This is a genomic window from Paenarthrobacter sp. NPDC057355 (genome assembly GCF_042667405.1).
GTDB lineage: Bacteria > Actinomycetota > Actinomycetes > Actinomycetales > Micrococcaceae > Arthrobacter.
In genome coordinates, this window is sequence record NZ_JBHVAL010000027.1 from 1 (window position 1) to 20,244 (window position 20,244).

At 60.1% G+C, this 20,244-nt stretch carries 22 protein-coding genes and 1 pseudogene; 12 read left to right on the plus strand and 11 right to left on the minus strand.

Features of this window, described 5'->3' with window-relative positions; all coding sequences use genetic code 11:
• Positions 1-1,340, plus strand: a pseudogene (locus tag ACFUOZ_RS20020) (hypothetical protein); the annotation flags it as partial.
• A 69-nt stretch (positions 1,341-1,409) separates the two neighbouring features.
• Here the strand turns inward: ACFUOZ_RS20020 and ACFUOZ_RS20025 are convergent.
• The 10 genes from ACFUOZ_RS20025 to ACFUOZ_RS20070 are packed head-to-tail and all read right to left on the minus strand — an operon-like array spanning position 1,410 to position 11,664.
• Positions 1,410-1,748 carry a DUF4913 domain-containing protein gene (locus ACFUOZ_RS20025; RefSeq protein WP_377551455.1) on the minus strand — a complete coding sequence of 113 codons (339 nt, stop codon included), beginning with the start codon at positions 1,746-1,748 and terminating at the stop codon, positions 1,410-1,412.
• Positions 1,748-3,520, minus strand: a complete 1,773-nt coding sequence (locus ACFUOZ_RS20030) for a type IV secretory system conjugative DNA transfer family protein (protein ID WP_377551457.1) — start codon at positions 3,518-3,520, stop codon at positions 1,748-1,750. Before ACFUOZ_RS20030 ends, ACFUOZ_RS20025 begins: the two co-directional genes overlap by 1 nt.
• A complete protein-coding gene (locus ACFUOZ_RS20035; RefSeq protein ID WP_377551459.1) occupies positions 3,517-4,005 on the minus strand; it encodes a hypothetical protein in 489 nt (162 codons plus the stop codon). Before ACFUOZ_RS20035 ends, ACFUOZ_RS20030 begins: the two co-directional genes overlap by 4 nt.
• A gap of 27 nt (positions 4,006-4,032) precedes the next feature.
• Positions 4,033-5,265 carry an AAA family ATPase gene (locus ACFUOZ_RS20040; RefSeq protein WP_377551461.1) on the minus strand — a complete coding sequence of 411 codons (1,233 nt, stop codon included), beginning with the start codon at positions 5,263-5,265 and terminating at the stop codon, positions 4,033-4,035.
• The gene (locus tag ACFUOZ_RS20045; RefSeq protein ID WP_377551464.1) at positions 5,262-6,035 is read right to left on the minus strand and encodes a hypothetical protein; all 774 of its coding nucleotides are present in this window, start codon (positions 6,033-6,035) and stop codon (positions 5,262-5,264) included. Before ACFUOZ_RS20045 ends, ACFUOZ_RS20040 begins: the two co-directional genes overlap by 4 nt.
• On the minus strand, positions 6,032-7,744 hold the full coding sequence (locus ACFUOZ_RS20050) for a CHAP domain-containing protein (RefSeq protein WP_377551466.1): 1,713 nt from the start codon (positions 7,742-7,744) through the stop codon (positions 6,032-6,034). Before ACFUOZ_RS20050 ends, ACFUOZ_RS20045 begins: the two co-directional genes overlap by 4 nt.
• A gap of 14 nt (positions 7,745-7,758) precedes the next feature.
• A complete protein-coding gene (locus ACFUOZ_RS20055; RefSeq protein WP_377551523.1) occupies positions 7,759-10,281 on the minus strand; it encodes a VirB4-like conjugal transfer ATPase, CD1110 family in 2,523 nt (840 codons plus the stop codon).
• On the minus strand, positions 10,172-10,606 hold the full coding sequence (locus ACFUOZ_RS20060) for a PrgI family protein (RefSeq protein ID WP_079941638.1): 435 nt from the start codon (positions 10,604-10,606) through the stop codon (positions 10,172-10,174). Before ACFUOZ_RS20060 ends, ACFUOZ_RS20055 begins: the two co-directional genes overlap by 110 nt.
• A gap of 8 nt (positions 10,607-10,614) precedes the next feature.
• Positions 10,615-11,454, minus strand: coding sequence for a hypothetical protein (locus tag ACFUOZ_RS20065; protein WP_377551468.1), 840 nt, complete (start codon positions 11,452-11,454; stop codon positions 10,615-10,617).
• 9 nt (positions 11,455-11,463) lie between these two features.
• Entirely contained in the window at positions 11,464-11,664 is a 201-nt protein-coding gene (locus ACFUOZ_RS20070; protein ID WP_012311467.1) for a hypothetical protein, read from the minus strand.
• A gap of 193 nt (positions 11,665-11,857) precedes the next feature.
• On the opposite strand from ACFUOZ_RS20070, the gene ACFUOZ_RS20075 reads away from it, so the two are divergent.
• Complete coding sequence (locus ACFUOZ_RS20075; RefSeq protein WP_377551471.1) at positions 11,858-12,259, plus strand: winged helix-turn-helix domain-containing protein; 402 nt, start codon at positions 11,858-11,860, stop codon at positions 12,257-12,259.
• Here the strand turns inward: ACFUOZ_RS20075 and ACFUOZ_RS20080 are convergent.
• The gene (locus tag ACFUOZ_RS20080) at positions 12,256-12,972 is read right to left on the minus strand and encodes an SDR family NAD(P)-dependent oxidoreductase (RefSeq protein WP_377551473.1); all 717 of its coding nucleotides are present in this window, start codon (positions 12,970-12,972) and stop codon (positions 12,256-12,258) included. The genes ACFUOZ_RS20075 and ACFUOZ_RS20080 overlap by 4 nt on opposite strands.
• Before the next feature lie 421 nt (positions 12,973-13,393).
• On the opposite strand from ACFUOZ_RS20080, the gene ACFUOZ_RS20085 reads away from it, so the two are divergent.
• From ACFUOZ_RS20085 to ACFUOZ_RS20130, 10 genes are all read left to right on the plus strand, one after another.
• Positions 13,394-14,491, plus strand: coding sequence for a hypothetical protein (locus tag ACFUOZ_RS20085; protein WP_377551476.1), 1,098 nt, complete (start codon positions 13,394-13,396; stop codon positions 14,489-14,491).
• Positions 14,492-15,259: an enoyl-ACP reductase FabI gene (gene fabI, locus ACFUOZ_RS20090; RefSeq protein ID WP_377551478.1), complete on the plus strand. Its 768-nt coding sequence runs from the start codon at positions 14,492-14,494 to the stop codon at positions 15,257-15,259.
• A gap of 101 nt (positions 15,260-15,360) precedes the next feature.
• Complete coding sequence (locus tag ACFUOZ_RS20095) at positions 15,361-15,594, plus strand: hypothetical protein (protein ID WP_377551480.1); 234 nt, start codon at positions 15,361-15,363, stop codon at positions 15,592-15,594.
• 238 nt (positions 15,595-15,832) lie between these two features.
• Positions 15,833-16,975 carry a hypothetical protein gene (locus ACFUOZ_RS20100; protein ID WP_377551483.1) on the plus strand — a complete coding sequence of 381 codons (1,143 nt, stop codon included), beginning with the start codon at positions 15,833-15,835 and terminating at the stop codon, positions 16,973-16,975.
• A 404-nt stretch (positions 16,976-17,379) separates the two neighbouring features.
• On the plus strand, positions 17,380-18,045 hold the full coding sequence (locus ACFUOZ_RS20105) for a ParA family protein (RefSeq protein WP_377551485.1): 666 nt from the start codon (positions 17,380-17,382) through the stop codon (positions 18,043-18,045).
• The gene (locus ACFUOZ_RS20110; RefSeq protein WP_377551488.1) at positions 18,042-18,461 is read left to right on the plus strand and encodes a hypothetical protein; all 420 of its coding nucleotides are present in this window, start codon (positions 18,042-18,044) and stop codon (positions 18,459-18,461) included. Before ACFUOZ_RS20105 ends, ACFUOZ_RS20110 begins: the two co-directional genes overlap by 4 nt.
• A 41-nt stretch (positions 18,462-18,502) precedes the next feature.
• Positions 18,503-18,835, plus strand: a complete 333-nt coding sequence (locus tag ACFUOZ_RS20115; protein WP_377551491.1) for a hypothetical protein — start codon at positions 18,503-18,505, stop codon at positions 18,833-18,835.
• A gap of 317 nt (positions 18,836-19,152) precedes the next feature.
• Entirely contained in the window at positions 19,153-19,722 is a 570-nt protein-coding gene (locus ACFUOZ_RS20120) for a recombinase family protein (RefSeq protein WP_377551494.1), read from the plus strand.
• Entirely contained in the window at positions 19,719-19,955 is a 237-nt protein-coding gene (locus ACFUOZ_RS20125) for a hypothetical protein (RefSeq protein WP_377551497.1), read from the plus strand. Before ACFUOZ_RS20120 ends, ACFUOZ_RS20125 begins: the two co-directional genes overlap by 4 nt.
• A complete protein-coding gene (locus ACFUOZ_RS20130) occupies positions 19,952-20,239 on the plus strand; it encodes a hypothetical protein (protein ID WP_377551500.1) in 288 nt (95 codons plus the stop codon). Before ACFUOZ_RS20125 ends, ACFUOZ_RS20130 begins: the two co-directional genes overlap by 4 nt.
• Positions 20,240-20,244 lie beyond the last annotated feature (5 nt).

Here is a 20,244-nt window from a genome sequence, read left to right on the forward strand (position 1 = left end):
TGACCGCCGCCGGCCGAACCCGTCCCGCGAAGTTCGATGTGGCCGGCGTTGACGGTCTCGTGCTGCGGCACGGTGACACGATCATGACCAGAAACAACGACTCGATGCTTGGCATTGCCAACCGCGAAACTTATACCGTGCACACCACGCACGCCGACGGGTCGATCACCGTCAGCCAGGGCAAAGGCAAAGAGATGATTCGCCTGCCCAAAGAGTACGTAGCCGAATATGTTCACCTCGGCTATGCGTCCACGGAATACGGCGCTCAGGGTGCTACGGAAACCACGGGGGCCGGGTTGCTCGACGTCTCTTCGACCGCCGGTGGCACCTACGTTGCCGCCACTCGTGGTCGGGAAGCGAACACCCTGCACCTGGTGGCCGCGTCCACTGAAGACGCACAGGCGCAGTTCGTGGACATCATGGGCCGTGACACCGCTGACCGTGGCATTGAAGTCGCCCAGGAAGCCCTCGCCCGCGAGATCGACGGACTGGACCTGTCCATGCCGCAGGTACCGGCCAGCGTCCCCCAACGGATTGAGCAGCCCCAGAACAGCCCGGACTCTTCGCCGGCCATTCAGGAAAACCCGGAAACCGTCCAGAGCGCGCAGGGGCGGGACCCAGAGGTGTCCCCGGCATCAACGGATACCGCGGCCGATACACAGCTGCGAGAGCGCCGCGTAGCGGCCGAGACGCGCACCTACGAGCGCAAGCTCGCCGCCTGGGAGTCCCGCCGTGCCGCATATGAGGCCAAGCACGGCTACACCCCGGAGACGTGGCAGCAACTCAACAGCCAGGCCGTTGACGCGCACCGGGAGGCCAAGGCCCACCGTGAGACGATAGAACACAACGTCGCCTCGCTCGCGGAGCAGGGATTGCGAGTTGACCATGCCCAGCTGGCCGCTCAGATCAGCACTGCGCGCCGGGATCTGGATCAAGTCGGCCTGTTCGGCAGGAACGCTGCCCGCCGCGCTCTCGCTGAAGCAGAAGCGCGGTATGAAGCTGCCTTCGGGGTCCAGCCCGAGGCAGGCCTAAATCCGGAGCCGCCGCTGCAGCTGGTGCAGAAGGTCCGAGCACAGGCACTCACCGAAGACAACCAGGATCTGACCAGGGCCCTCGCCGTCGAGAAGCAAACGGCCGAGAAAGCCGAGGTTCTCAAGGACAGCACGCCCAAGTGGTGCACTGAGCAAGACCGGCCCAAGCCGCCGATGGCAGGGACACCCGAGCAGGAACGGGCCAAGGATCGTGCCTTCGCGGGCCGCGCTGCCCAGAACAAGCGGGCGAAGACGTCAAGCCACACGAATACACCCAGCCCCGGCCAGGGCCCCGGCTTGGAGCGCTGAACGAGATAGAGCGCATGAAAAGGAGGGATGGACTCGAATCGAGTCCATCCCTCCTTTTCATACCGCCGATCATGAGACCGGTTCCGGGTGCTTCCATTGGTCTGTCCGGATGCTCCCATGGGCCAAGCTAGTGCAGCCTCGGAGAGGACCGGTTTCTTTGTTCATGATGATTGGCATGTGGTGGTCCAGGTAGGACCGGTACCAGGTGTTTAGATCGATGTCCTCTTCGTCAGGGCCGATCTTGTTCCAGCCGTCGCATAGGTCCTGGACCCGGTTGAGGATCTCCGTGTGCTTCCACCATTCGGCGCACCAAGCGTGTCCGCCGGTACGGTACTCGAAGATCGGCGTCAGAACGGTGTCAACGAATTCGGCCAGTTCCTCGTCCAGTTCGGTAAGAGGCGCATCCATCAGATGGATTCCTTTCTTTGCAAGGAACGGACAGCACCTGCGCTGACCTGATTCGTCGGTTTGGGCTTGCGGGTTTTCGGAGCTTTGTCCGCGTTCTTGACGGCACGCCGAAGTTTCCGGTCCTTATGCCAAGGCAGAGTTCGGGCAAGAGTAGCTCGCGACTGACCGGCGATGATGATCATCCGGTCGCCAGGCACCGAGGCAAGGTCCGCGATCGAAAGGATTGACTCGCTGTGACTGCGGATACTTTTGGTGACACCGTTCGTCCCATAGCTCTTTTCTTCCTCACGGTAGATGTAGTCACCGACCAGCTGTTCCAGGTCGCCCAGAAACTTCCTTGAGACGGCGTTGCCGCCGTAGATCCGCACGTTCGCAACGGACCACATCAATGCCATGCCATATTCGCCCCAGACTTCTTCGCCCTGCTCGTAGGACTGCAACAGCACCATGGGCAAGATGCCTTTCGATCCATAGTGCGAATACTTCTCCGGCAGTGAACGGATTCGGCAGATGTTCGCCGCTTCATCGAGTACGGCGATCAGCGGTACCGGCAACCTGCCGCTGCTGTGTCGGGCGGCTTCCCGTTCGCCGGCATCGAAGACAGCCTTTGTCAGGGCCGCGATGATTGGCCCGGCTGATCCTGCACCTTCCTGGGAGAGCAGGAACAAGGTGTCCTTGCTGGTAACGAACTTGCCGGGGTTGAACTCAGTTCGCCCATCGCCCGGGGTGATCCATTCCAGCAACCCCCGCGACTCGAGGAACCCGATCATCAGTCCTGCTTGCTTGTACACGCCGCCGCGGGTCTTCTCGGTCAGTTCCTGGACGTCCTTGACGCGGGCCGCGATCGAGGAATGACCGTGCTTCATGAGCAGCTGCACGGGCTCGTCATCGTTGGGCCGGAAAATCCAATTGAACACCGTATCGAGGTAGCGGCCGTCCACCGCGGCCGCGAACATAAGGTCGGTAATGAGGTCCTTTGCGGCAGGGTTGAAAAAGCCGTCCTTCTTGGCATCCTTCTCGGCCGTGGTTTCTTCAAAAATGCTTGCCAAATCGCGGGCGTCTTCGATCTCCGTTACGGAAGCCAGCGGGTTGAAGAACACCTTCGGTACAACTCGTCCGCAGATCCCCTGAGGATCAAAAATCCACACTTTGCCCGCCAAGGCACGGACTTTCGCGCACACACTGACCAGGTCCGGCTTGTTCGAGGTTGCCAGCACCGCCCCCGGAGCGGTCAGGATCACGGGGATAGCTCGTGTGGAAGACTTTCCGGCGCGTGAGCCCCAGATGTCCACGCAGGTGTCCTCAAAGGAGGCGTACAGACGTTCCCCGCCGGCAACAAGGGCGGCGAGAAGGATTCCGGGGTGAGTGGTGCCCTTCACTCCCAGCCGCTTGGCTTTCTTCCGTACGGAGTGTTTACGCAGCGGCTCGATCTGGCGTCCACGGCCCATGAACCGGGCAGCCTTGTCGATTTCCGGACGGCGGGGACGAAGCATCGCCCGCAGGGACAACAACACGATGATGACTGCTACCGGGAAACCGAACCACACCAGAACGGCGTGGGTGTGTGCCTCGGTCCACTGGCCCTGCCCCAGGAACACTGCCACCATGCGGTCCAACGTTGTTTGCGCGGCGGTCCAGTCATAGCGGTGTCCGGCAGCGGCTTCGCCGGCGGGGAATGCACCGAAGAAGAACACTCCCAGCAGTCCGAGGAACACCAGGAACATGATCCCTGGCGTGGCCGGGTTTTTGTGGTTACGGGTCACTGCGCTCATGATGCTGCCTTGGCACCGGTCCAGGTGTGCGGGTTTTCTTCGCCGGAATCGTCGAGGAGCTCCGGCAGGTCCTCGATTGAGGCTTCCCGATTGTCTACCCACCAGCTGCACTGACTGATCTGCTTGGCCGGGCCAAGGATGTTGTTCTCGAACCAGGCTTCCGTCTCTGTGCCTGACTCAACCAGCGCATAGGCCTCTCGCAGTTTCGATGCCCTGATTTCCCTGGCCCATGGCAGCAGCTTGGGCCGCTGCCGGTCTGTGGCATCCAGTTCCCCCAGTTCCAGGGTCCGCTCAGTCTCGTCGGTTTCTGCCTGGATCTCTGCCTTTCGTTCCTCTGAAATGCCCGAGGATTTTCCGCAGTCCCAGCACGGCTTCTCTTTCAGCCAGGCTGCAAGGCCTGCACGCTTTCCGGCTGGGTTAGCCGAGAGATCATGCTCCTGAGTGTGTCCGCATTCGTGATCCACAGAAAACTTTGTCTTTGCCATGATTCTTCCTCCTTGATATCGGGTCTGTCAGAAGCCTTGAGCAACAGCTGCGGCAGCGGCCAGGCAAGCCCGCCGGGTAGCAGGCGCCAAGGCGTCGTGCTTGAGCCAGCCATCGATCATTGCTTCGTCGTGAGGAATGGTGACGACCTTGCGGCACAGCGGCGCGAAGCCCTCAGTGATTTCCCTGATGTCGGCCTGTGTGGCTGACTTATCGGCCACGGAGATCAGCACCACTGCTTCGCGGGCGAGCCGTGCTGACCGTTCGTCTTGATCACGGAGCGAGTCCAGAAGCAAAATGCCGCCTTCTGCGCGGTCCTTCCGGGTGCTGGTGGCCACAACCAGCTGATCTGTCCGGGCAATGATTCTCTCGAACAACGGGTCGGATTCGTCGTTGCCCGTGTCCAGGAACAGCATCCGGTAGTACTTCCCGGCCACCGCAATCAGGTTGTCCAGGTCCTCAGGGCTGAGCCTCTGTGCCGAGGCCAGAAGATGCGGCTGGGACCTCAGGACGTCGAACTTGTCTGCCGTTTGGTGATGGACGTACTTGGACATTTCGGCGAGCAACGCCCCCGGGCCAAGAACGTGGTCAATATCGGCCAAGAGGTCTTTGATCGTCGCCTCATGCGGTCCCTGCTGTGTCCGCCAGCCCAGTGTTCCGCGGAAAGGGTTCACGTCGGCAGCCAGCACACCGGCACCGCCGAGCCTGGCGAACATGGATGCCAGGTTGACCACGGCCGGTGTCTTTCCGCTGCCGCCTTTGCCATTAGCCACAGTGACAACGCGCAGGCCCGGCCAGTGCTGGGAGACATGCATCTTGTCCTGCCTTTCGCTGGTTTCGGCAGCGCTGGGCTTGATCTTGATCCCGGCCCGACTCAGGAACGCACGGAAGCCCTGCTGAGGCGGCTCTTCCGGGGCCTCATTCGGCACGAGAAAGCTCCGGGCTTCACGACGTGACGGCAGCGGAGCCAGCGCTGGGACGGCAGCACCCTCTGGGGTGGCTGGGTCCTGCGCTGGTTCGGGTACCTCGAAGGGGTTCACCGTCTCCGTACGGCCGTCAGGATGGATTACGACGTCCCAGGATCCGCTCTCATCGTGGGCCGTCAGCTTTTGCGGTTCCCCGGTCCTGGCTGCATGTTCGGCCACCAGCTCGCGGATCCGGAACCGCGTAGTAATGACACTCGTGGCGGGGATCTTGTGGTCTTTACCGTCCAGGGTCAAGATCGCTGATCCGTCAGTTTCAATGGTTGCTGTTGCGCTCATTTTGTTCCCCCTTGTGCTGCTGTGTCGGCACCCTTGGTTGGCACCGGTAGTCCCATGGCGTCGAACAATCCCTCCGCGCCCAGGTCCTGCCAGGCGGGTTGTTCGACCTTCAAAATTCGTTGTGAAAGCTGGTCATATGTGAGCGTCCAGGTCGCGTGGCCGCTCTGTGCTGTACCGCCCATTTGTTTGCCGGGTGCTGGCTTCACTTCCTGAGGCACCCAGGCAACGTCCACGGCAACTCGAATGGTGTAGCTGCCTGGTTTGGAACCGGAGTAATCCAGAACCTTCAGTGATTGCTTGAGCACTCCTGCCCCACCGAGGCCGCCGCCGACCTGGCTTTCGATGCGTGCATTGTTCTGATCGGCACGGCCAGCGAACAGGCCAGCCCAGATGGGCTTATAGCTATTCGACAAAGATTCGGTGAAACCTGCCTTCACGTAATCAGCTGGTTTCACCGCCGATCCTGGCCTGTTATCGAACTTTGCGGCAGCTTCGCCGGCTGTCTTGAACACGGACGTCTCTTCGGTGGTCAATTCCAGGTCCGTAGGAGCCGTTGCCGTTGCCGTCGCTGTCGCTGAGGGCGAAGCCGTAACCGGTTGAGCCGTAGGCTGTTTTCCCGCTCCACCGGACAGGCCCAGGGTGATAACGACGGTCAGTCCGACGATGACCACGACCCCTGCCACTATCAGTGCGGCAAGTTTTTTCTTATCGAGCATTCTGTGTTCCTTCCTGAAGACTGCTGCTTTGTGCGCTTTGATGACCTCGTTCAAATGGCTTTGGCGTACTGCTCCTTCGTAGGGATCAGCAAGTATCCGGACGGAGCGGTAGCAGCGATGGTGCGGGTGTAATAGGCCCCCAGCTTGTCCGGGGCCATGTTGTAGCCTTCTTCGACTACTTTCCCGTCGGCAGTAATTTCCTTGACCACGGCAACGTGCCCGTAGATCGGGTGGCCGCCCGGGTTGCCGATGCCGTACCAGATGATCGACCCGACTTGAGGGGTCTTTGTTACGGTCCACCCGGCCCGTTCCCACGCTTGGGCCCACGTGGCCCCGTTCCCGGGGCCGATCGGCCGTGCGTCCATTTGAGCCTGGTCAGTAATGCCAAGCTGCTGCATCAAACGCCACCATGCGAAATCAGTGCAGTTCTTGAACGCCAAACCGGTTACTGGGTTTGTCGCGTTGTATTCGCCGTTATTGAACGGGTAGTCATCGCCCTTTCCCAGATCCCCGGGTGCGCCGGTGCCACCGAGATCGCAGCCAGCCATAGCCCCGCCTGCCCCGGAGACAACAGTTACGGCAGCATCCCAGAACTTCGTGTAGTGGTTTGGATCAGCGTTCCGCTGGGTTTCGTGGGCGACAATGGTCGGCTGCTTTGAAGGGCGGTCCGCCACACGCTTGAGAGCGTCGAAGAACAGACCTGCTGAGCCGTAAGCGTCCATCCGTACCGACAAGGGCCCCCAGGAGTCACGCTGCTGGAACAGGCCCCGTGAGTCCGGCCCCGCCGCATCCCCGTACGCCAGAATCCTCAGTGAAGACTCCCCCATAGCGACCATCACGCCGATAGTGATGTCACGGGTATCCAACTTGGCATCTTTCCCCGCACGGATGATTTCCGATGCGTTTTTCAGCTGCTCCGGCCCGTACCCGCCGAAGGCGACACCAACGGCATTCTTGGGTGGAGCGGTACAGGAAACGGTATTGTTCACCGTCGGGAAAATTGCGGCGATGATCGATGCGACGACAGCCACCACCGATAGCACGGAAACAAGACCAACCAGGACCGGCGCGGACGTGGCAGTGCCGGCAACGACGGCGACCAGCGAACGCACCAATGTGGCAACCGCCTGGGCGCTTCGGACAGTCGCCCGCGCTGCGCTTTGGGCCGCCCGTGCCGCTGCCGCCCCGCTGGTCCGCGTGGCGGCCGTGATCGTGCTGGCCGCGCTTTTCGCCCCGCGCCCGGCAGCAGTAGCCGAGCGCTGGCTCAACCTACCGGCAACTCTGGCCGTGCGCAGCCCGCCGCGTCGGGCACCGTCCTTCGCGAAACCCTGACCTATTGCCTCGGTGTTCTCACTGACACCTGACCGTGAGGAAACCGTGCCCACCACCGTCCCGGCGCCGGGTGCCCCGTTAACGGCGCGGCTGGCAGCTGCACGGGTTCTGGATGCTGCAACAGCTTCGGCGGTGTTAGCCGGGTCTGCGCGCTCATGCTCCGGGCGGGTGGAAGAAACCAGCCCAGCTGCACTCCGACGGGCCACTGTGCCTACCCGTGTCGAACCGTTAGGACTTTTGGACGTTCCATCCTTGCGCTTCGGGGGCCCGACCTGCCGTTCAGTGCCGCCACGCTCAGCGTCATCCTGGCGGCGTCTGATCGTCCGTTCGGCACCGGCCCGGCTGAATTGCTGGGTCCTGGTAGAGACCCGCAGCCGGACCAGTCGCTCGCTGGCGTCCTTCCCGGCATCTGTGCGGCGCAAATTTTTCATCGGTTGAACCTGTCTTAGGCGGCGAGGTCTTCGAAGGATGTGTTGAACAGCCCGAACAGTTTCGAGGTGTCCGGTATCCGCGCGTCGAAAGGGACAACTGCTGAGCCTGAACGCAGCAGACCCTTTCCGGCCTGGACATTGAAGAAGTAGCGGCGCTGCTCCTCGGAGAAATTCATCAGCTCCGTCAGGGTGTCCGCGTCGGTTTCGGTTTGCCCCAGCAGCAACAGGAAATCGCAGTTGGCCAGCATCAACCGGGCATCGTCGTTGTTCAGGAGTTCTTCAATGTTTTGAGTGATCCCCGTCGGGATAGCTCCCCACTTCCGGGCGCGCTTGAACAGTTCCCTGAAATATTCGGCCGTCTTGGGGTGGTTGAACAGCAGATGGAACTCGTCAATGTAGAGCCAGGTCCGCTTGCCGGCGCTGCGGTTCGCCACGATCCTTGACCAGATCTGATCAAGGATCACCATCATCGCGAATCCGCGCATCTCGTTGCCCAACCGTGAGATGTCCCACGAGACGATCCGGTTACGCGGGTTGATGTTCGTTGGTTGTGAGAAACCAGCCAAGGACCCGGACGTGTAAAGCTCCAGAGACTTCGCCAGGCGTACGCCGTCTTCCCCACCAGAGCGTTCCAACTCGATCCGGAGATCCTCAGGAACCGGCATCGGCATCCCTTGTTCCCGCTCGGCCGCGTAGCGCCGGTACAGGCTAAGGGCAGCACGGTCCACCGCCGCACGCTCGCCCGCGGACAAGCCTTCGCGGCCGCCCACGAGGGCTTCCATGGCAGAAAGAACGAAGGCGCACTTAGCCATGATGGGATCGGTTCCCGGCTCGAAGTTATCCAGGTCGACGTCCATCCAGTTCACGTGCTGGTCTGAACCGGCGTGCACGCGGACTGTCTCACCGTCGAACGCTGTTACCAGCGGTTCGTATTCGCGCTCGGGATCAATGATGATCACGTCATCGTTCGGCCGGGACAGGAAGACATTCGTTATCTCTGACTTCGCAGCCACACCCTTACCGGAGCCTGAAGTTCCCAGAATGAAGCCATTGCCATTCTTGGTCTTCGTTCTGTCAGCAAGCAAAGGGTTGGACGACTGCGCGTTCACCCCGTACCAGATACCGCCGGGCACGCACAGTTCCTGCGTGGTGAAAGGAATCAGCACCGCCGCTGCCGAAGTCGTCAACGTCCGCCGCATGGGCACCAGCCGCCGGCCCGTGGGCAGCAACGAGGTCAAAGCGTCGCGTTGCATGTAGCTCAGCGTTTCGGCAGGGATAGAGAGTTTCCGGAGCACGGTCGCTACACGGCGGATATTGTGGTCCACCGTCTCTGTATCAGGACCGGAGACCCCGATGAGGAGCAGCGTGGAAAACAACTTCTGGTTGGTGTCGCCCAACTCGGCTCGTAGCCCGGTTGCCTCGCCCAGGGCTACCTTCAACCGGTGGGGGATCGATTCTTTGCTGCGCCCCTGCTTTTCTGCTTTCCTTTCCTCGTTCAGCTGCTGCATCTCGAGTTCCGCGATCTGCCGGTTAACCAACACCGCGCCGTCCGCCTGGTCGTAAGGCTCCAGGTGGAAAGACACAATCAAGTCCCCCTTGACCTCAGCCAACTCGGAGAAAACCCGGTCGGTCAGCCACACCGGGTAATCCCGAACCCACAATGTAGAGACAAAGGTGCTCCCCGTGCCGTTACGCAGCACAACAGGGCCGTCTTTCCCTGTCGTTGTCACCGACCAAGGAGCAACGTAATCTCCCGTTGATGCTGCCTTCTTCGCAGCTTCAAAAGATTCCTCGGTGAAAGTGAACAGCTCGTACGGACGCAGCAGCCGGGAAAACACCGACAGACGTTCAGTCCGGTCCAGCCGCTCAGCTGAGCACCCGTCCAGCCCTGCCAGATAGGCTTCGGACTCAATGAACATCCGGGTGAGGGTATTCTCGGCCTTCTCCCGGTCCACCTCCTGGACGGTGATGGTGGCGTACTTCTCAGTGACCGTATTGGCGCTACCGGACGCCAGTTTTCCCTTCACGATGGAGTTGAAGTCTGCGCGGTACTCGTCCCAGGCATCACCGGTGAGCGGCTTCTGCACCAAGGAGGTGACATCCGCATCATCCAGAACCCGATTAATCACTGACAGCTGCAGGCGTGCCCCGGCACCAAAGGAATTCAGATGCCGGGCCCACTTATCCAGCAGGGACTCTTGCCGTGACTCTGCGGCCGCAACATAGTTGATGTCGCTGAAACGGAACGTCAGCGACCACTCGTCACCACCAAGCCATGCCACTCCGGATGGAAGCATTGCCTTGTAACCCAGAATGTCCTGGGAACGCTTGGGCGCGGCCTTGAAACCTACCGGCCCGGCATTGTCTATACCGGTCCGGTTGCTGCCACGACCGGCGAGCCGTGAAAACTGGGGCCCCTTGTCGGCCTTATTTGTGTTCTGAAACAGACCTGCGAAGGGCTTTGAGCTGCCGGCCCCGCGCTTTCGCTTCGGCTCTGGTTCCTCGACCAACCACGGATTGCTTTCCGCGTCCTTCACCTGCTGTTCCATAAATGACCTCCTTTTTCATGACCACTTCGCGCGTCGCGAACGATAGAAATTTCTCTGGCTTCAGCCCCTTGGGCCGCCACCAACCCCAAAACGCAGCCGGGAGCAGTACCGGCCACAAAACCCACATCGCAGCACTTGTGGCCGCCTCCATGTCCGCACCAGCGGTCAGGAGGATGAACGTCACGAGTGCGAACACTCCTCCACCGATGAAGACCATGACGGCCAACGCCGCCAGCTGCCGCCAGGTGCACCCGAACATGGGTTTCGGCTCGTACGCAGCGATCTCCTTGAATACCTTCATCTCCAAAGCCACAGCGGCACCTACCCGTCCCCGACAAGTTTTTTTGCCAACCCATTGGCGGTAAGCAAGATGAACACCAGCACCAACGGAGCCAGCAGCATGTTCCAGAAGTTGCCCGTGATGAACGGCAGGACCTCGCCGTTGAACTGTCCAAGGCCAGAGAAGCCGATAGCCGCGTACAGCTTGATCGCAAGGACCAACACCGTGCCGGACAAAGCTGTGGCTGCGAAGGCCTTGAGGTAGCCGATGGATATCTGCTTGGTGTCTTCATGTCCGAAGAAAGCCAAGGGCAACGATGAAAACGCTGCCATGATGAACAGCTGCAAAAACCGGACGAAGATCAGTACGAAAGGGACCACCGCTACAACCAGGGCCACTATGAAGGGCAGCAGCAGCAGGATCAGTGCGCCGATCTGCTCCATCGGATTCATTGCGTTAATCCGGTCAAGCATCTTTGTGCCGATGTCACCCTGGCTGGCGGCCGGGTTCGTCAGAATCGTTTTCGTGATGTCTGTCGAGATCGACAGGATTGCGTTCAAGATATTCATGGCGTTCTGCGCGACCACGAAGACGATGGCTATCTTGAACATTGTTGCGGTGACAATCCGGACCCCCAGCTGAGAGTCCCCCTCAACATGTGCACTCGTCCGAACCAGCATCAGCACAAACATGATCGCCAGAATCGCTGAGGTCACCGGCTTCACGGCGACGTTGTGTACCGTCTCCACCGTCTGCCACATCGACTCGTGATACTCGGGCAGTGACTTCCCCAGTGCCGAGAATGAGCCACCATTGGGGCCGCCGCCAATAAGGCCACCACCACCGATGGTGTCCAGCATGAACGCGATGATCGGACCCATTCCTGGGCCTTACGGGACGACGATGTTTTTGAACAAAAGGCCAGCAGCGAGAATCAACCCGCCGCCCACGATCTGCCAGATCCCTGTCTGGATCTGGGGACCGTTCTGGTCCCGCAGAGCGCCACCCATAACAATGGCGCCCCACACCAACCACAAACCGCCACCAACAGCCACGAACTGACTGAACAAACTCAAAATCTGAGGCAACATCTGCAAACCCTCCTAAATATGAACAGTCAGCAACCACCCCAGGTGTAAGCCGACTGCAGCCGAACTCTGATGGGGATGAACTCGCTTAATGCCCCCATGAGTACTTACAATGTAGCATCATGAGTGCATTAAGTGAATCTAGCAAGGCATTAAATGCACTCATTGCGGACAAGTGAGAGTTGATGAAGGCGGCATGAATATGAAAACAGCGGCAGATAGAGGCAAAATGGGAAGCGTGCCTAAATACGCCCTTCCCGAGGAGAACTGGTCCCCGGACCTCCTCCTAGCTCAGAGGGTGATCAGTACCCCAGCACGGCTCGCGATCGTGGGATACCTTTACACGCACGGTCCGACACTTCGTGCGACGCTCATCAAACAACTCTCGCTGGACAGCAGCCTGGTAGGGCGAAACTTGGACCAGCTAGAAGAGCTCGGCATCCTGATAGGGGACCCGCCCCCGGGAGAGCGAGTCGGCCGTTCCACCAGGTGGGAAGTCAACCAGGACAAGTACAGCGGCATGGCGAAAGCGCTCTACGACTTCCTAGGTATCGACATACAGCAACCAATCACCGAACAGGGCGATCAGGACGTTTAGTAGCCGAGGCCTTCGCCGCCGGTAACAGGAATGAGCGCCCCCGTCAGGTACGTCAACGTGCTGATTTTGAAGATGGCGTCCGCGATTTCCTCCGCGTCCGCGATCCGCCTCAAGGGCGATTTTCCAATAAGCGCATCGATGTCAGCGTCTTCAACCTGCGCCAACATGTCTGTCTTGGTGGGTCCAGGCGCAACAACATTGATCCGGATTCCTCGCGGCCCGGCCTCCCACATTGCCGACCGGACCAGTCCGTCAAGCGCAGCTTTGGATGACGTGTAATGCGCGGAACCGGGAATTCCGGCACGGGAAGATTCGGAGGAGATGAGCACAATGGATCCAGTCCTTGCCCGCCCCATGTACTTCAGTGCCTCCTGGACGGCAGCAAAGGCACCGAACAGGTTGGTCTCCATGACAGAACGCAGGTCTTCATCCCGCATTCGAACGAGAAGATCTTGACGCGCGACGCCGGCGTTGTAGATCACCGTGTCGAGCCGCCCAAAGTTGGCAGCTACGTCCTTGAAGGCCGCTTTCAGCGCCCCCGGGGTTGTGACATCGCACTCGATCCCATGGACACCGTTCGTTACGCCGCTTCCCCGGTGGGTGCCGGCCACGATGTAGCCCTCTTTCAGGAAGCGCTCAGCGGTTGCTTGTCCGATTCCACGGGATGCTCCTATGACGAGAGCTACCGGCGACTCACTAATAAACTTGCCCACGATTGCACTCTACAGGTACGCTCCAAAGTGGCTCAGATGACAGTCTGGGCCTATATCTCAATACCTCAAGTGTGCTGCTGGACAGTGGTGTGCTGGCTTCCAACCCTCGACTCGTTAGGGCTCAAAGTCATGCACCCCAATACTCTTCAAGCCGTATGTGCCGCAGCATCCACCCCTTCCCTCCGCATACTCCGTGCGTTGAACCGTCTTCAGGTTCCGCAGAGACCCGAGGAGATCGCTGAAGGACTTGAGCTATGCATCTCCGTTGTTTCCCAGGCACTCTCCGAACTCCAAGAAGCCGGCATTGTGACCAGCGTTCACGGGGAGATTCAGCTGGCTGTAGACCTAAAGTCCTTTTTCAGCGAGCCCTTAGCGCCCTCGCTGAGCCGTTCCACTCACCAGCCACAACGAAAGGCGATTCGTGTCTAAGCCGCAAGAAATCGACGCAAGGGGACGTTGGGTAGTCCTGGACCGAACACCGGAAGGAACGTCGCTCCTGGCCGTAGGCACTGAGGACTACCCCGGCATCAGCCCACGTAACTGGCTCGACGCGCGTACGAAGATTGTCCTCGTCGACAAACTCAAAGCGGTCCTCTCATCCGGGGAAAGCTTCCAGGGTGTCGTCCGATACGGATCCGCTGAGTTCGCGGTGACCGCCAAACCGGTCGTATCCCCCGATGGCCAGATGGTTGTTGGTGCCTACGGCATTTTCGACCACCCCGGACACACGCTGCCAGACGAGCCTCTTCTGGGTACTTGGCAGTGGCGGGTCAGTAAAACCACCGGGAAGAACGTCGGTGAGGACTCGTCACGTTGGAACGAGAACCTCTTTAAGATCTACGGAATCGACCCGGCTACCGTAGAAAGCCAGCGCGGCCCGGCCGGCGAGTGGCTGGCCAAGCTCATTTCAACGAAGGACCGAGACACCATCAAACTGGTGATCGACAGCGGCATCTCCGTAAACAATCGGAGCCGCCACCTGTTGTCCTACGAAATCATCTACGGCTACGGCAGCGCGAACCCAGGTAAGAAGCAAATCGCTATGTCGGCCCGCGCCTACGATGACCCGGACTACCCCGATGCGATCATGCTCCGGGGTTTCAGCCGGGAAGTGGCCTCCCCCACCAAAGTAGTAACTCCTGGCCTCTCCCCCGTTTCAAGCGGACTCGTCGCCGAAGCCCTGTTTGCGTTGGCAGCAGACCGGGCCTTTGCTGCGATAGATATGCAGACGGAGGTAACGTTCAGAACCTCCGCGAAGTGGGCAGATTTTGGACTTCTCCCTGACTTCGAAGGGAACCTGGCAGCCCTTGCACACCCCGACGATAAATTCGCCTTCGAACACCACCTGGCCTCCGTCGCAGCAGGCCGCATCGGCCCGGAATCATCAACAGACGTGCGACTGAGGACTTCAGCCGAGACATGGAAGCAATTCTCTGTCGCAGTAGCCCCCATCGACTCGGCTGATGGTGAGAGCCGATACCTGATGACCAGCCTGGTACCCGTAGAACGGCAGGCGTAAATGGGCATTCTGGATGGAAAGACGATACTCGTCACAGGCATTTTCACGGAACGCAGCATTGCCTACGCCGCAGCCGAGCTAGCCCAGCGAGAAGGCGCAACGTTGATTTTCACCGGCTTCGGCCGCCGCTCCAAGATCACGCAAAAAATTGTCCAGCGGCTCCCCGCACCTGGCCCCGTCCTGGAGCTCGACGTCACCAGCCAGAAGGACCTTGATTCGCTGCACAGCAAAATCAGGGAGCACACCGACAACCTGGACGGCATTATCCACTGCATCTCGGCCAGCAAACCCGAAGCCGTCGGTGATGGCTTCATGACCGCGGACTGGGACGACCTCTCCACCAGCCTTCAAGTCTCCGGGGCATCGCTCCAAGCCGTCACCAAAGCCTGTCTACCCGTTCTTAATGACGGTGCCAGCATTGTGGGTGTCACCCTCGACGGAACCCCCGTCTGGCCTATTTACGGCTGGGCTGGCGTGGCAAAAGCCACCTATGAAGCCACTAACAGGTATCTCGCCCACCACTTGGGACGACGGAATATCCGTGCCAACCTTGTGGCCTGTGGCCCTCTGGACAACTTCACCGTTGCTGCGATTGATGGAATCGAGAGCACGGAGGGAGTCTGGGAAAGCCGCGCACCTCTGGGATGGGACAGGACCAACCTGAAACCCGTAGCCCAAGCGGTTGTCGCTCTGCTGTCCGACTGGTTCCCTGCAACGACCGGCGAAGTCGTCCACGTAGACGGCGGCTACCACGTGATGGGGATGTAGCCCAGATGTCCGATGCACGCCAACCTCAGTCACGGAAGATCGGTGGGCAACACGCCCCGGAAATCTCAAATGTGAATGCGTGTTGTGGAAGATTTATCAGCATGAGTATCCAGCGGGAACGTTACGGGCATGGGGGCAGCAAGGTCCCTCTTCAAGGCCAGGTGACTCCAGAGCACCGCAGAGCCATCACTGAAGCGGCAAAGAAATCGAGGATCTCCAGGAACCTCTACATGGATGCACTGATTGGGTGGCTTGAAGAGAACGGCGGCTTGCCGGAGCTCTCCGCTCACCAAGAAACACTTGAAGGGACGTTGCCTCTGTCAGCATCCGCTTAAAAGGAGAAGACCCGCACTAGGCGGGTCTTCCGAAGCCTTCCGTCACTGCTGAGTTTGGCGACCTATCAGTGACGGTACCGAAACCCTCCCACTTCGTGGGTGGGTCCCGTTGTAGTACCCCTTTAGAGAGAGCTACACCTATATGGTACCCACGCATGCACGCACTGCAAGCGAATTAGCAGAGAACACGATTCGGGCCGTATCGCCTGAAGAGGTAGTTACCTACAAGCCCTGTCGGGTGAGTAGATTCCAAGAAACGAGCAAGAAGCACGTGAAGGCTGCCGTGCCCAAGGGCTCCATGCGCGCCGCTCATGGCCTCTACCAGGCACTGCCGGCCTTGCAGCAGGATGCCCGTCTGGCGGTGCACACCAAGCCCTTCCAGCGTCGGCTTCTGGCGTTCTTCGAGAAGCTGATCAGCATGGCCAATTACGACACGATGACTGTGCGCGTGCCGTGGGGTGGCCGAGACAAGGCCTACGGCGAAGCTGACGCCCGCCCAGGCCTCGTAGAGTGGCTGGGCATCAGCCGGCGTACTGTCGCCAACTACTTCACGTTCCTGGAGAAGTGGGGCTACATCGGCACTGTTGCATCGGGCCGGTCAGCGGAGAAGGTCCGCGAGAAGACCGCCGAGGGCAACGAGCTCCCCGTTTATGTCATCTGCATCCCGTCAGCGTTGAAGGGTGTTCCCGATCTGCCGTCGGGATTGACTGTGGAGGAGATTTGCACCCCCACCGCCCCTTCAGGGGTGGTTCAGTTACACATGAATGATTTATTAACCCATACACGCGAGGAAAAACCTCAAGAAGGCCGTGGCTCCGCCACGCACCCTATTTCAGGCGCCGCAAGCGGCGCTCTAGCCACCACGGAAGATCTTCGTTCAGGCGTGTATTGGGATCCTCACAAAACGACAAAGCGCCGTGGACAGCGCTGGGCGGCCGCCGAGGAAATCCGCGCCCATTGCTTCGCTCTCCGTCCGTTGTCGAAGAAAGACCTTGCCAGTGTCCTGCGGCCCTGGCTTGTGTCCGGGTGGACTGTCTCCGACGTGCTCAACGCCTTCAACAAGAAGCCCGACGGTACCGACTGGCCCCACGACGGCATACCCGTCACCAAACACACCCAGCGGCTGCGAGGATGGGTGCTGCATCACCTGGAAGCCTGGACTGTAGACGGGGAACCCATGCGCTCCCCCGATGCCCGCAAGGCTGAGCAGCACGCCGAAATCCTTCGTCGGCACGCAGCCGAGCAACGGCGGATTCTTGAGCAGCAGGCAGAGCATGCAGCCAGGATCGCCGAAGGCCCCTCCCCCATGGAGATCCGCGCCAAGGCACAACTTCGTGCCCTCTTCGCAAACAACCGCCGCCACCGGTTCGCGACCACTTAATGCAGACACCGATGGACCTAGAACAGCGTGCCTTGCCCCTCGCACCCCTGGGCACGGCAAAAGCTCTCACCGCTGCGCTGCTTTTCCCGCACACACGGGCACGACGGGACCCAACTGACCGGCTGCACACAACACACCACAGCACCTGCCGCCCAGTACGTCGCCCTGGGTGAGCGGTGGCCGTGCACAGCCTCCACAGGGGAACATCGGGAGCGACTACCCAAAACCCCAGACTTACGTACTTACAGAGTTTGGAGTTTACAAAGTATGGGACTCTGTTAGTCTGTAACTCAGTAAGATCCGAACTCCGAAGTTGACAGACTTCCGATGTTCCGAAGTTCCAAACGCCCGAAACTCGTAAGTTTCGGAGTTACGATGTACGTAACTTACAGATAGGAAACTCAATGCGAGTGATCCCAGTTGTGAATCAAAAAGGTGGAGCGTCCAAGTCCACTACCGTCATGAATCTCGCCGCCATTGCGGCCCAGCATTCCCGCGTGCTTGTCGTGGATGTTGACCCCCAGGAGACAGCAAGCGAATGGGCTGACCTGGCCGAAGACGCAGGCGCTCCTTTGCCCTTTGAAGTGGTCACGGAGCGTGACCCCGAAATCCTGGGACGGCTGCGCGAAGCCCCCTACGACATGATCTTCGTTGACACCCCCGGCAACATCGACAACCTGCCACTGCTCAAAGCGGTCATGGCTCACGCGGACTTCGCCATACTGCCCACCGAACCGGCGGCGCTGGCCCTCAAACCGCTCATGAACACCTACCAAGCCCTGGTGGGGCCGTCCGGGGTGGATTACAGGATCGTCATCTCACGGGCAGACTCACGCGCCCCTGGCGACGTGGACGACGCCCGAGCCGCCCTGGAAGGTGCAGGACTCAAAGTAGCCAAGACCCACATCCGTTCCTACAAAGACCACGAGCGCGCTCCCGCCACGGGCGCGGTCGTCGGGACATACGAGCGCACCCGATCCACAGAAAAAGCAGAAGCAGACTTCCGGAGCCTGTCTCTGGAACTCATCTCGGTATGGGCCAACACCGCAGCGACGAAGGAGAAGAAATGACAGAGACAAAGCGGCGAAGGCTCGCGAACATCCTCCCGCAGGGAACCGCTGACCAGAAACCAGCGGCCCAAGAACCAGTCGCCACTAAACAGGCGTCCAGGGAGTCGACGGGACGACACGAGGAAGCGCCGGCAAAGGCAGCACCGGCCTCCGCCGCCGTCGAGGCGGTCGTCACGGACCAGCCAAGCAGGCCACGTTTCGCAGACTTTGAGCGTAAGGAAGCGCGGCTGCGCCAAGATCAGCTGGACGCACTGGACGCGCTGGCGAGGAAGATCAAACGCGCACGGAAGCCCGGCGCGGGGGAGAGGATCACGGATAACACCCTCATTCGCGTAGCGGTGGACCTTCTCCTTGCGCGGCAGGACGAACTCCGTGGCTCAACCGAAGATGAACTTCGTACATCCGTAAGTCTGTAAACCTGTAAGTCTGTAACTCACGAGATTTCGATACTGATGTCATGAGAGACCACCCGTACACAGGCCCGGAGGACACTAACGACTTCGACAATCTGAGCCCGGAGCAAATGTCGGAGTTGGTCACCAGCTACCGCCATCTTGGGGATGCTTTCGAGGACCGCGACGATGAACACATGTTCGGCCTGGGTTTCCACATGGACGACCCGCTACAGCTGGTGAAGGACAAAGCAGACAGGCAAGCACAAGCACGGCGAGAACTGGCCGCAGCCGTACGCCTGGCGCGTTACAAGGGCCACGACTGGCCCGAGATAGGAAAAACCCTGGGCATGTCCTGGATCGACGCTATGCGAGCATTCCCGGATATACGCCCCTAACCAAGCCACACTTTCCCCTTGCCCTAATACTGGCCAAAAAAGGCCGGTGGGCGGTGATGTCAGGGCTGAGGCGTAGGCTCACCGCATGCGGCGCGCAGCGGCCTTGACTGCACCGGCCAGAGGCCCATCATCGAGAGCCAGGGCAAGAGGAAACCACCGCACGCACGCGAGCCCCTTTGCGTGCTCATTAACGGCGGTTAACGAGCACAGGTGCTCCCTGCGGCGACACGCCGCCGGGGCCGTGCCCAAAACCGTTGCACGAAACCAAAATTGATCTAAACCGGGCAGGTAGGTTTATGAGCCGAAAGGAGCTATCAATGAGCACCATCGGCTATGCCCGGGTTTCTACCCGGGACCAGAACCCGGATTACCAGAAACACGAGCTGCTGGAAGCAGGCGCGGAGCGCGTGTTTGTCGACCACGGCGACTCCAGTCGCGTCAGAGACCGACCGCAATGGGTCGCATGCTTGGACTACATGCGGGCAGGGGACACACTCCTGGTCCACCGGCTGGACCGGGTATCGGGGGAGTGGCATCTCTTCCAGATCATCGCGGATCTTGGTGAGCGAGACATCAACATCCGTTCCCTGACCGAGCCGGCCATCGACACCACCACTCCTATGGGCAGGGCGTTCTACGGCATCGTTGCCGTCTTCGCGCAGCTGCGCATCGATACCATCCGTGAAAACACTATGGCCGGTCTGGCCCATGCCCGATCCCAAGGACGGGTTGGCGGCCGCCCCACAGTCATGACCCCCGAACGGATTGAGGCGGCATTGCTGCTGCGGGAAGAAAACAAGACCATCCAGCAAATAGCCAAGACGCTCGGCGTGGGCCGGATGTCCGTATCCCGAGCCCTGGCCAAGTTCGAGGGTGGGTCCTCATGAAGAGGTTTGTCGTTGGGATCACCCTGGCAGCCTCCGCCTGGGTCTGCGCCGGGATCTACCTCATCCTGGCCGCTCAAGCCTTCGGCAGAGCGGCAGCGCAAGGAAACGTGTCCTTCCTGGGTGAAGGTGCCTATCTGCTTGGTCTTGGTGTCCTGAGCTGGGCAGTGCTGCTCTTCCTGGGGAGCCTGTTCGGGATCAGGCTCCCACGACTGATGAGAAAGAAGAACCGATGAGCCGCATCGAAACCGTGTACGTAGTGAGTGACCCGCAGCCATCTGTTGAAGAATCCGTGAGGCAGCTCGCTCAACGACTCGACAAGAACCTCCAGGGCCTAGTGACAGTTTTCCAAGAGGCGGGAGACCAGCTATGGAGCGCCGAACCGTCCTCACACACCGTTACCCCGATCCCTGCCGTGGAACGTCGCCCTGTGGGCATTATTGGCCATGAGAACGTCCAGGTCACCCACTACATCGCAACCGCCCTGGTCATGGTCTCGTTCCAGAAACGAATCGAATAACCGAC

Bases quoted from the DNA above. Each gene is read 5' to 3' on its own strand.
- ACFUOZ_RS20025 (WP_377551455.1), bottom strand. From the start codon at position 1,748: ATGGATGCGCCTCTTACCGAACTGGACGAGGAACTGGCCGAATTCGTT.
- ACFUOZ_RS20030 (WP_377551457.1), bottom strand. From the start codon at position 3,520: ATGAGCGCAGTGACCCGTAACCACAAAAACCCGGCCACGCCAGGGATC.
- ACFUOZ_RS20035 (WP_377551459.1), bottom strand. From the start codon at position 4,005: ATGGCAAAGACAAAGTTTTCTGTGGATCACGAATGCGGACACACTCAG.
- ACFUOZ_RS20040 (WP_377551461.1), bottom strand. From the start codon at position 5,265: ATGAGCGCAACAGCAACCATTGAAACTGACGGATCAGCGATCTTGACC.
- ACFUOZ_RS20050 (WP_377551466.1), bottom strand. From the start codon at position 7,744: ATGAAAAATTTGCGCCGCACAGATGCCGGGAAGGACGCCAGCGAGCGA.
- ACFUOZ_RS20065 (WP_377551468.1), bottom strand. From the start codon at position 11,454: ATGGGTCCGATCATCGCGTTCATGCTGGACACCATCGGTGGTGGTGGC.
- ACFUOZ_RS20070 (WP_012311467.1), bottom strand. From the start codon at position 11,664: ATGTTGCCTCAGATTTTGAGTTTGTTCAGTCAGTTCGTGGCTGTTGGT.
- ACFUOZ_RS20075 (WP_377551471.1), top strand. From the start codon at position 11,858: ATGAATATGAAAACAGCGGCAGATAGAGGCAAAATGGGAAGCGTGCCT.
- fabI (WP_377551478.1), top strand. From the start codon at position 14,492: ATGGGCATTCTGGATGGAAAGACGATACTCGTCACAGGCATTTTCACG.
- ACFUOZ_RS20095 (WP_377551480.1), top strand. From the start codon at position 15,361: ATGAGTATCCAGCGGGAACGTTACGGGCATGGGGGCAGCAAGGTCCCT.
- ACFUOZ_RS20105 (WP_377551485.1), top strand. From the start codon at position 17,380: ATGCGAGTGATCCCAGTTGTGAATCAAAAAGGTGGAGCGTCCAAGTCC.
- ACFUOZ_RS20110 (WP_377551488.1), top strand. From the start codon at position 18,042: ATGACAGAGACAAAGCGGCGAAGGCTCGCGAACATCCTCCCGCAGGGA.
- ACFUOZ_RS20115 (WP_377551491.1), top strand. From the start codon at position 18,503: ATGAGAGACCACCCGTACACAGGCCCGGAGGACACTAACGACTTCGAC.
- ACFUOZ_RS20120 (WP_377551494.1), top strand. From the start codon at position 19,153: ATGAGCACCATCGGCTATGCCCGGGTTTCTACCCGGGACCAGAACCCG.
- ACFUOZ_RS20125 (WP_377551497.1), top strand. From the start codon at position 19,719: ATGAAGAGGTTTGTCGTTGGGATCACCCTGGCAGCCTCCGCCTGGGTC.
- ACFUOZ_RS20130 (WP_377551500.1), top strand. From the start codon at position 19,952: ATGAGCCGCATCGAAACCGTGTACGTAGTGAGTGACCCGCAGCCATCT.